Raw genomic sequence first — 8,541 nt, 5'->3', positions numbered from 1 at the left:
GTCGTGCTGGCGGTCAACGATCTGATGCCGGACAAGCCCGATCTGGTGCTGTCGGGTGTGAACCGCGGGCACAATGTCGGAGAGGACTGCTCCTATTCCGGGACGGTGGCCGGGGCCTTGCAGGGAATGGCGTTCGGCATCCGCTCCATTGCCCTGAGCCAGTCGCTGGAGCGATTCCACGACGAGGTGACGGCGCACTGGGAGACGGCGGAGGCGTTCGCGCCGGCCATCATTTCGCGCCTCTTGGAGCGGCCGTGGGCCAGCGGCGTGGTGATGAACCTGAACTTTCCGGCGCGCCCGCCCGAAGGCGTGACCGAGGTCGAGGTGACGCGCCAGGGCTTTCGCGATATCGGCGAGATGCATGCGGTGAAACGCACCGACCTGCGCGGGCGGGACTATTACTGGATGAGCTTTCGCGGGACGAAGCACGACCATCCCGTGGGCACGGACCTGCGAGCGATGGACGAGGGGAAGATTTCGGTCACGCCGCTGCATATCGACCTGACCCATCCGGCCAGCGTGCACGACCTGAAGGGTGTACTGGGCGGGGCGCCGCCGAAGGCTGTGGCTGGCCCCCTCCACCATCCTTCGGATGGTCCCCCTCCCCCAAAGGGGGAGGAATGATGAAGCTGAACGATGACAGGGCCGGGCGGCTGATCCTGGGACTGAGGCAGCAGGGGGTGACGGACCCGCGTGTGCTGACGGCGATGGAATCGGTGGACCGGGCCGTGTTCGTGCACGAGCGGTTTCTGGATCAGGCGTGGGAGGATCAGGCCCTGCCGATCGACTGTGCCCAGACGATCAGCCAGCCGTTCATCGTCGGCCTGATGACCCAGGCGCTGGACGTGCAGCCACGTCACCGGGTGCTGGAGATCGGGACGGGCAGTGGTTACCAGGCCGCGGTGCTGAGCCGACTGGCGCGCTATGTCTATTCGGTCGAGCGCTACAAGAGCCTGCTGGTCGAGGCCGAGGGGCGGCTGAAGGACCTGGGCATCGACAATGTGATCACCCTGCACGGCGACGGCGGGCTTGGCTGGCCCCAGCAAGCACCGTTCGACCGGATCATGGTGACGGCGGCCTCGCCGGGCGAGCCGACGGAGCTGCTGAAACAGCTGAAGCCGGGTGGTGTTCTCGTGTGCCCCGTTGGGCGGACCTCGGTGCAGATGCTGCATCGCTATGTCGGGCAGGAGGACGGGTCGTTCCGCCGCGAGACGCTGAGCGAAGTGCGGTTCGTGCCTTTGGTCGAAGGGACGGCCAAGGAAGGGTAGGGGGAGTTACGTCGTCGTGTCGCATGCGACCCTCCTCCACCTCTCCACCGCTTCGCGGTCCCCCTCCCCATCTGCGATGGGGAGGAGAGGGTAATCCCTCGTTAACCTCGACGCCCAACTTTGGTGCGGATTGTGGCTATGGTCCGTGACGTGGCGGGCAGCCGGTCGGTGATCGGCCCAGAACGAGCGGGAAACGGCAAATGAATGGTTTGAAGACGGGCTTGCGGGTCCTGATCGTGGCGGGCGGCATGCTGGCGCTGGCGGCGTGTTCCAGTGCCGGGCCGCGCTATTCCATCTATGCCGACGCCGCGCCGCCGCCGTCGCGCGCACCCTATCCAACCAGCCCGGCCTATCCGACCTATCCCACCGCGCCGGCCCCCAGCGGCGAGGGCGTGCGGGGGCCGAGCAATCCCTATAACGAGCCTGCCCCTAACGCGACGGCCCCCATCGGGACGATCGAGGGCGGGGCGCTGGACGCACCTGTCTATGTGCCGCGTCCGGGCCAGCCCGCGGCAGGGCCTGCCGATGGCGGCTTTACCGAGCCGCCGCCGCCCCGCAGCGGGACGACCGTGGCGGGCGCGGGCTATGTGATCCAGCCGGGCGACACGATCTCGGGCATTGGTCGTCGCTTCCAGACGCCGGTGCAGAGCCTGATCGACCTGAACCGGCTGGGGCCGCGGGCCGAGATCCGGCCGGGCCAGACGCTGATCCTGCCGCAGTCGGCGGTGGATATCGGCGGCGACCCCTATGCGACCGGGCCGTCGCCGGGCGGTGTCTATACGGCGGACCGGGGTGTGGCCGTGCCGCCGCCGCCACCGCCGCCGTCGGGCAATGTGGCCCTGCCGTCGGCCTCGGCGACCGCCGATGTCTCGCTGGACTGGCCGGTGCGGGGCGACATCCTGCGGCGGTTCGGACCGGTCGGCATGGGCGAGCGGAATAACGGGATCAACATCGGGGCGTCCGCCGGGCGCGAAGTCGTGTCGTCGGCGGCGGGTCAGGTGGCCTATGTCGGCGACGACCTGGCCGGGCAGGGGCTGACCATACTGGTGGCCCATCCCGGGGGCTGGCGCACGGCCTATGGCCATCTGGGCTCGGCCACGGTGCGGCAGGGCGATCAGGTGCGGGCAGGTCAGCAGATCGGCACGGTCGGCACGACCGCCGGCGACGGTCGTCCGTCCATCCATTTCGAGACCTGGCGCATGCGGGGCGACGAGCCGGTGGCCATCGATCCCCTGACCGTGTTGCCGCGATAGCGCAGGCCAGGGCCCTCGATCCTTGTGGCGCGTTGCAAAGTGTGACGACGCGCCCTAGGTTCCGCGCCTCATTTTCAGGAGGTGCCGCATGCGGTGTCTCCGCTCGTGGAGACCGCCGTGACTGCTATTCTTGAAGGGCCTTTCGGGACCCTGATCTTCTTCGTCCCCGTCATCATCCTGTTCTACTTCATGCTGATCCGTCCGCAGCAAAAGCAGATGAAGGCGCACCGGGAACTGATCGCCAGCCTGAAGCGCGGCGACAACGTCATCATGTCGAACGGCATGAAGGGCAAGATCACCCGGGTCGAGAACGAAGAGGTCATGGTCGAGATCGCCCAGGGCGTGAACGTGCGCGTGGTCCGCTCGATGATCACCCAGGTCGAGAACCGCACCGCCATCGCCGCCAACGACACCAAGACCATCGCCAAGTCCTGATATCGTTCTGACCAGGCCGGAAACGCCCGCATGATCCATCTGTCGCGCTGGAAGGTCATACTTCTCGCCCTCTCGCTGCTGTTCGGCCTGGCCTTCGCCTATCCCAACATGCTGACCCCCGCCCAGCGCGAGGCGCTGCCCGGCTGGGTGCCGTCCAGCGGACTGAACCTGGGTCTGGACCTTCAGGGCGGGTCGTATCTGCTGCTGGAAGTCGACGTGCCAGCCATGCGCGAGAAGCGCCTGTCCAACATGGTCGAGGACACGCGGATGGTGCTGGAAGAGGCGAACGTGGCCGTCACCGGCGTCGTCCGCAACGACCAGGGTCTGGTCGCGACCATCTCCAACCCAGCCCAGATGGACGCGGCGCTCGCCGCCATGCGGACGCTGATCAGCGGCAATGCGAGTGGTGTGGCGGACCGGACGGTCCAGCGTCAGGGCAACGACCGCATCGTCTATGCCTATACCGACGCGGCCATGAACTCGATGGCGTCCGACGCCGTCTCGCAGTCGATCGAGGTCGTCCGCCGCCGTCTGGACAGCAGCGGGACCAAGGAAATCTCCATTACCCGCCAAGGCGCGGACCGGATCGTGGTCCAAGCCCCGGGCGAGAGCGATCCCGCCGAGCTGGAACGACTGGTCGGCCAGACCGCGCAGCTGACCTTCCAGATGGTGGACACCGAGAATTCCATCGCCGAAGCCGCGGCGGGTGCCATTCCGCCCGACTCCGAACTGCTGCCTTCGGCGGAAGCCGGTGGACCGGCCGCCTATCTGGTCAAGCGTCGCGTGCTGGTGTCGGGCGAGAACCTGACGCGGGCATCGGTCGGTCAGAACGAAAACCGCCAGATCGCCATCGACTTCCGCTTCGATGCCCAGGGCTCGCGCCGGTTCGGGGAAGCGACCGCCGCCAACATCGGCAAGCCGTTCGCCATCATCCTGGACGGACGGGTCATCTCCGCCCCGACGATCCAGAGCGCGATCACGGGCGGTACGGGCCAGATCACCGGCAGCTACACCATTGAGTCCGCCTCGGAGTTCGTGAACCTGCTGAACGGCGGGGCCCTGCCTGCGCCGCTGAAGGTCGAGGAGCGCCGGACGGTGACCGCCGAACTGGGGGCGGATGCCGTGGCCAAGGGCGGGATTTCCACCCTGGTCGGCTTCATCATCATCGTGGTCTTCATGCTGGCGGCCTATGGCTTCCTGTTCGGAGGCATTTCGGTCGTCGGGCTGCTGCTGAACGGTCTGCTGATTATCGCGGCCATGTCGCTGGTCGGGGCCACGCTGACCCTGCCGGGGATCGCGGGTCTGGTGCTGACCTTCGCCGTGGCCGTGGACGCCAATGTGCTGATCTATGAGCGGATGCGCGACGAGGCGCGGGCCGGACGGTCCGTGGTCGCGTCCATGGACGCCGGCTTCAACAAGGCGATGGGCACCATCATCGACGCCAACCTGACCACACTGGTCGCGGCGCTGATCATGTTCATCTTCGGGGCCGGACCCGTTCGCGGCTTTGCCTGGACGCTGACCATCGGGGTGTTCACCTCCATGCTGTCGGCGGTGCTGGTGTCGCAGGTGGCCCTGGCCTGGTGGCTGAAGACCGCCAAACCCAAAAAACTGCCGATCGCGGAGTGATGGCGATGCGTGGATGGCCCCTGATCAAACTTCTTCCGACGAAGACGAACTTCCGCTTCGTCAGATACGCCAAGGCCGCCGGTGTCATTTCGGTGATCCTGTGCGTGGCGTCGATCGTCGCCTGCTTCTATCCCGGCCTGAACATGGGCATCGACTTCCGGGGCGGGGCGTCCATGGAGCTGACCCGCGCCAACGGTCAGGTGCTGGATCTGGAGCGGGTTCGCGGCGCGGTAGGCGAACTGGGCCTGGGCGACGTCCAGGTGCAGGGGATCGACGATCCCTCCAGCGCCATCTTGCGCTTCCAGGTGCCGGACGACGAGCCCCAGAGCGCCGTCGTGCAGCGCGTGGAGAACGCCATCACCGCCTCCGTCGGTGAGGTGACCTATTCCGGGATCAGCGTGGTCGGCTCCAAGGTGTCGGGCGAGCTGTTCCAGTCCGGTCTGTTTGCCCTGGGCGCGGCCATCGTGCTGATGTTCGCCTATATCTGGTTCCGGTTCGAGCCGCAGTTCGGCTTCGGCGCCGTGGCCAGCCTGATCCACGATGTGATCCTGGTGTTCGGGCTGATCGTGTTGTTCAAGCTGGAGTTCAGCCTGAACATGGTGGCCGCCATCCTGACCGTCATCGGCTATTCGATGAACGACACCGTCGTGGTGTTCGACCGCCTGCGCGAGAATCTGCGCAAATACAAGACCATGCCCCTGCGCGAGGTCATCGACCTGTCGATCAACGAAACCCTGTCGCGGACCATCATCACCGGCCTGACGGCGGTCATGGTGCTGGCGGCCCTGGCGCTGCTGGGCGGCGAGGCCCTGTTCGGCTTCTCCATCGCCTTGATGGCCGGCATCATCATCGGCACCTATTCGTCCGTCTATGTGGGCGCGCCGATCATCCTGCTGTGGGGCGTCAAGCGCGGGTCGCTGGACGAGCCCAAGCCCATCAAGCTGGGCATGGCCAGCCGGCCCTAGGTCATTCTGATCCGCTCGTCCCGGCGAATGCCGGGATCCAGATGGCTGGAGCGGTGTAGAAGGCTTGCACAGGCTTCTGGTCCAGTCATCGGACTGACGGCGACTTTGCATCTGGGTCCCGGCATTCGCCGGGATGAGCGGGATTAATCTTGGACACGCTCGGTTCTCTCGACACTCAGGTCCGCGCCGCCGATCCGGACCGCTGGCTGTCCAGCCGGTTCGTGGCCGATGCGCAGGCCCGCGCGGACCTGATCACACTCTATGCCTTCGAGGCCGAGTTGATGGCGATCCCGACGCGGGTGACCCAACCGCTGCTGGCCGAGATGCGCTATCGCTGGTGGGGCGAACAGATGGACGGGGTGCTTGCGGGCGAGCCGCGCAAAGGCCATCCGGTGCTGGAGGCGCTGACCGATGTCGTGCGGCGGCACGGGCTGGAGCGCGGGCCGTTCGACGCGCTGATCGAGGCCCATATCGGGCGGGTGCATGGCGCGCCACATGATCTGGACGCCTTCTATGTCGGGCCGATGCAGTTGGCGGTGCGGGTGCTGGCCGGACCGGGACATGACGACAAGGTGGTGGGGGCCGGTCGGATATGGGGACTGGCGCAGGTGGGCAGGCTGGACGACGCCCGGTTGGCTCTGGGTGACGCGAATGCCGTCTTGAAGGGTCTGCCGTCCGACGCCTTTCCGGCCGTCGCCCACGCTACCCTGGTCAGGCCATCAGAGGCCGAGCCGCTGAAGAAGCTGCGGCTGACCTGGGCGATGCTGCGCGGGCGTCTCTAGACGGCAAGACGCCCGCACGGTCGGTCCGGGCGTTTGCGGGCCGATCAGGCCTTGGCGATGGCGTCGGCGATCTGATCCGTGGTCTGGTTGGTCAGGTCCTTGGCGATCTCGCCCGTCAGGCGGGATTCCAGCTCCTTGTGCCAGTTCTTGCGCAGGGCCCCGAGCGTCTTGGGCGCGGCGATGACGACCAGATGGTCGAACTGGCCGTTGAGGGCCTTCTTGTTCAGCAGTTCCGCGACACCGAAAGCAAAGCCGTCCTCGGCCTGGGTGTCGTTGTCGGGGTTGGCGGCGCTGGACTGGCGGCCGGGGGCACCGGACAGGCGCTCGGGGATTTCCGGCGTGGGGTGGGCCGTCAGGCTCGGCTGATCGGCGTCGCCCGTGTTCTTGAACAGAACCAGTTTCTCGCCATCGACGACGGCGACCAGTGCGCCCTTGGGAAGTTTCATGGTGCGAGAATCCTCATGGTTTTCAGATGAGGAGGTAACGATCCCGACCGAGGGCGGTTGCCGTCTATCGCGTGCGGTCGTCGGACGCGGCGTCCGGGTAGCGGGTGATGTCGGCAGGCCAGACGCGGCGGTTCGGCGACTGGTCGAACGCCCAGCGCAGGGTGCGGGCCATGGTGGCGGCCCCGGCGCGGATGACGGGCAGATCCAGCGGCACGGGCAGGCCGTGCATGTGCCGCGCCCAGGCGGGCAGCAGATCGACACCCGCCTGCATGATGACGCGCGAGGCGCTGTCGGTCGTGCGCGATCCCATGGTCTGCTTCAGCACCAGCCGGGCGACCTCGCGCGTGCGGTCGTCGGTCAGCAGGGCCGGACGCATGGACTGGATCAGGGCCTCGGCCGAGCTGCGGTCGCGAGGGACGGGATCGGCCCCAAGCCGTTCGGCGACGGTCGCCATCTCCGCCAAATACCGGTCCTGATCGGCGCGGCTCATGCCCGGCTCGGCATAGAGGATCCAGGCGTTCAGGAAGCTGGTCGCCTCGGTGACGTGAACCCAGGCCAGCAAGGCGGGGTCGGTCGCGTCATAAGGTGCGCCGGACGGCAGGACGCCGCGCACCTGGGCATGGATGCGGCGCACCCGGTCGATGGCGGCGATGCCGTTGTCGGCGGAATCATAGGTGGTCACGGCGATGAATTTGGCCGTTCGCCTCAGTCGCCCGTGCATGTCGGCGCGGAAGTTGGAATGGTCCCAGACGCCGGCCAGAACCGCCGGATGCAGCATCTGCAGCAGCAGGCCAGAGACGCCGCCGATCATCATGGTGACGACGTCGCCATTCACCCGCCAGGCGACCGAGTCGGGCGCGAACAGGGCATCGCCGCGTCGCAGGATCGGCCGCTCGCCCTTGGACGCATCGTTGAACAGATCGGTGACCTGACGCCGGATCAGGGCCTTGGCGGGTTCGAACAGGCGGGGTCCGGAAGAGCCCGCGCGGGCCATCAGTTTACGGTCCGGGTCAGGGCCTCGATCCGGCGATCCAGATCGGCGACGATGTCTTCCAGACGAGACTTCTCCGACGCCATGTCGATGGGCGTGCCGTCTTCATAGGTCAGCTGTGCCCCCTGGGCGATCATCTCGAGACGATACAGAATGGTGACGCGGCGGGCGGTCAGGCGATCCAGTTCGGTGTCCGGCGCGGTCATGCGGCGTCGCGCCAGGCCCTGAGGCTGTTCATGGCCCGGATGCTCATCAACCGCTTCTTGGCCCGGCCGCGTTCCTTCAGCGGGATCTTCATGCCGGCCTCGTCGACCTTGGGCGTCTCCAGCGGCGGCAGCAGGCCGTAGTTGATGTTCATCGGCTGGAACTTCGAGCCCTCCATGTGGCCGCCGGTGATGTGTTCGACCAGGGCGCCCATGGCGGTGTCGGCGGGAGGAGGGGCGAGATCGCGACCCAGGGCTTGCGCGGCGGCGAGGCGGCCGGTCAGCAGGCCCATGGCGGCGCTTTCGACATAGCCCTCCACCCCCGTGACCTGACCGGCGAAGCGCAGGCGGGGCATGGCCTTGAGCCGCAACTGGCGGTCCAGCAGGTGCGGGCTGTTCAGATAGGTGTTGCGGTGCAGGCCGCCCAGTCGGGCGAACTGGGCGTTCTGCAGGCCCGGGATCATGCGGAAGATTTCGGCCTGTGCGCCGTGCTTCAGCTTGGTCTGGAAGCCGACCATGTTGAACAGGGTGCCCAGCGCATTGTCCTGACGCAGCTGGACGATGGCGTG

The 8,541-nt window shown here is 67.1% G+C and carries 11 protein-coding genes; 7 read left to right on the top strand and 4 right to left on the bottom strand.

What is annotated here, in order from left to right:
* From JHC81_RS12520 to JHC81_RS12490, 7 genes are all read left to right on the top strand, one after another.
* On the top strand, window positions 1-624 hold a 624-nt coding region (locus JHC81_RS12520; protein WP_292175189.1), incomplete at its 5' end, for a 5'/3'-nucleotidase SurE.
* Window positions 624-1,268 carry a protein-L-isoaspartate(D-aspartate) O-methyltransferase gene (locus tag JHC81_RS12515; protein WP_292175192.1) on the top strand — a complete coding sequence of 215 codons (645 nt, stop codon included), beginning with the start codon at window positions 624-626 and terminating at the stop codon, window positions 1,266-1,268. The genes JHC81_RS12520 and JHC81_RS12515, both read left to right, overlap by 1 nt.
* A gap of 200 nt (window positions 1,269-1,468) precedes the next feature.
* A complete protein-coding gene (locus tag JHC81_RS12510; protein ID WP_292175187.1) occupies window positions 1,469-2,521 on the top strand; it encodes a peptidoglycan DD-metalloendopeptidase family protein in 1,053 nt (350 codons plus the stop codon).
* A gap of 117 nt (window positions 2,522-2,638) precedes the next feature.
* Window positions 2,639-2,956: a preprotein translocase subunit YajC gene (gene yajC, locus JHC81_RS12505; RefSeq protein ID WP_292175184.1), complete on the top strand. Its 318-nt coding sequence runs from the start codon at window positions 2,639-2,641 to the stop codon at window positions 2,954-2,956.
* Between the two features lie 30 nt (window positions 2,957-2,986).
* Window positions 2,987-4,585: a protein translocase subunit SecD gene (gene secD, locus JHC81_RS12500; RefSeq protein WP_292175181.1), complete on the top strand. Its 1,599-nt coding sequence runs from the start codon at window positions 2,987-2,989 to the stop codon at window positions 4,583-4,585.
* The gene (secF, locus tag JHC81_RS12495) at window positions 4,585-5,550 is read left to right on the top strand and encodes a protein translocase subunit SecF (RefSeq protein ID WP_292175179.1); all 966 of its coding nucleotides are present in this window, start codon (window positions 4,585-4,587) and stop codon (window positions 5,548-5,550) included. The genes secD and secF overlap by 1 nt, the downstream gene beginning before the upstream one ends.
* 149 nt (window positions 5,551-5,699) lie before the next feature.
* Window positions 5,700-6,332 carry a squalene/phytoene synthase family protein gene (locus JHC81_RS12490; protein ID WP_292175177.1) on the top strand — a complete coding sequence of 211 codons (633 nt, stop codon included), beginning with the start codon at window positions 5,700-5,702 and terminating at the stop codon, window positions 6,330-6,332.
* Between the two features lie 44 nt (window positions 6,333-6,376).
* Here the strand turns inward: JHC81_RS12490 and JHC81_RS12485 are convergent, their stop codons facing one another.
* From JHC81_RS12485 to JHC81_RS12470, 4 genes are all read right to left on the bottom strand, one after another.
* The gene (locus JHC81_RS12485) at window positions 6,377-6,778 is read right to left on the bottom strand and encodes a host attachment protein (RefSeq protein ID WP_292175175.1); all 402 of its coding nucleotides are present in this window, start codon (window positions 6,776-6,778) and stop codon (window positions 6,377-6,379) included.
* 64 nt (window positions 6,779-6,842) lie between these two features.
* The gene (locus JHC81_RS12480; protein ID WP_292175173.1) at window positions 6,843-7,772 is read right to left on the bottom strand and encodes an oxygenase MpaB family protein; all 930 of its coding nucleotides are present in this window, start codon (window positions 7,770-7,772) and stop codon (window positions 6,843-6,845) included.
* Window positions 7,772-7,975: a hypothetical protein gene (locus JHC81_RS12475; protein ID WP_292175170.1), complete on the bottom strand. Its 204-nt coding sequence runs from the start codon at window positions 7,973-7,975 to the stop codon at window positions 7,772-7,774. The genes JHC81_RS12480 and JHC81_RS12475 overlap by 1 nt, the downstream gene beginning before the upstream one ends.
* Window positions 7,972-8,541: FAD-dependent oxidoreductase (locus JHC81_RS12470; RefSeq protein ID WP_292175168.1), on the bottom strand; the 570-nt coding region annotated here is incomplete at its 5' end. The genes JHC81_RS12475 and JHC81_RS12470, both read right to left, overlap by 4 nt.

It is taken from the genome of Brevundimonas sp. (genome assembly GCF_016463295.1).
Taxonomy (GTDB): domain Bacteria; phylum Pseudomonadota; class Alphaproteobacteria; order Caulobacterales; family Caulobacteraceae; genus Brevundimonas.
This window is presented reverse-complemented; position numbering and strand designations above follow the sequence as displayed.

What these genes read in the sequence shown, in the direction of transcription:
- JHC81_RS12515 (WP_292175192.1), top strand. Translation starts at nt 624, where the DNA reads ATGAAGCTGAACGATGACAGGGCCGGGCGGCTGATCCTGGGACTGAGG.
- JHC81_RS12475 (WP_292175170.1), bottom strand. Translation starts at nt 7,975, where the DNA reads ATGACCGCGCCGGACACCGAACTGGATCGCCTGACCGCCCGCCGCGTC.
- JHC81_RS12485 (WP_292175175.1), bottom strand. Translation starts at nt 6,778, where the DNA reads ATGAAACTTCCCAAGGGCGCACTGGTCGCCGTCGTCGATGGCGAGAAA.
- JHC81_RS12480 (WP_292175173.1), bottom strand. Translation starts at nt 7,772, where the DNA reads ATGGCCCGCGCGGGCTCTTCCGGACCCCGCCTGTTCGAACCCGCCAAG.
- secF (WP_292175179.1), top strand. Translation starts at nt 4,585, where the DNA reads ATGGCGATGCGTGGATGGCCCCTGATCAAACTTCTTCCGACGAAGACG.
- secD (WP_292175181.1), top strand. Translation starts at nt 2,987, where the DNA reads ATGATCCATCTGTCGCGCTGGAAGGTCATACTTCTCGCCCTCTCGCTG.
- JHC81_RS12510 (WP_292175187.1), top strand. Translation starts at nt 1,469, where the DNA reads ATGAATGGTTTGAAGACGGGCTTGCGGGTCCTGATCGTGGCGGGCGGC.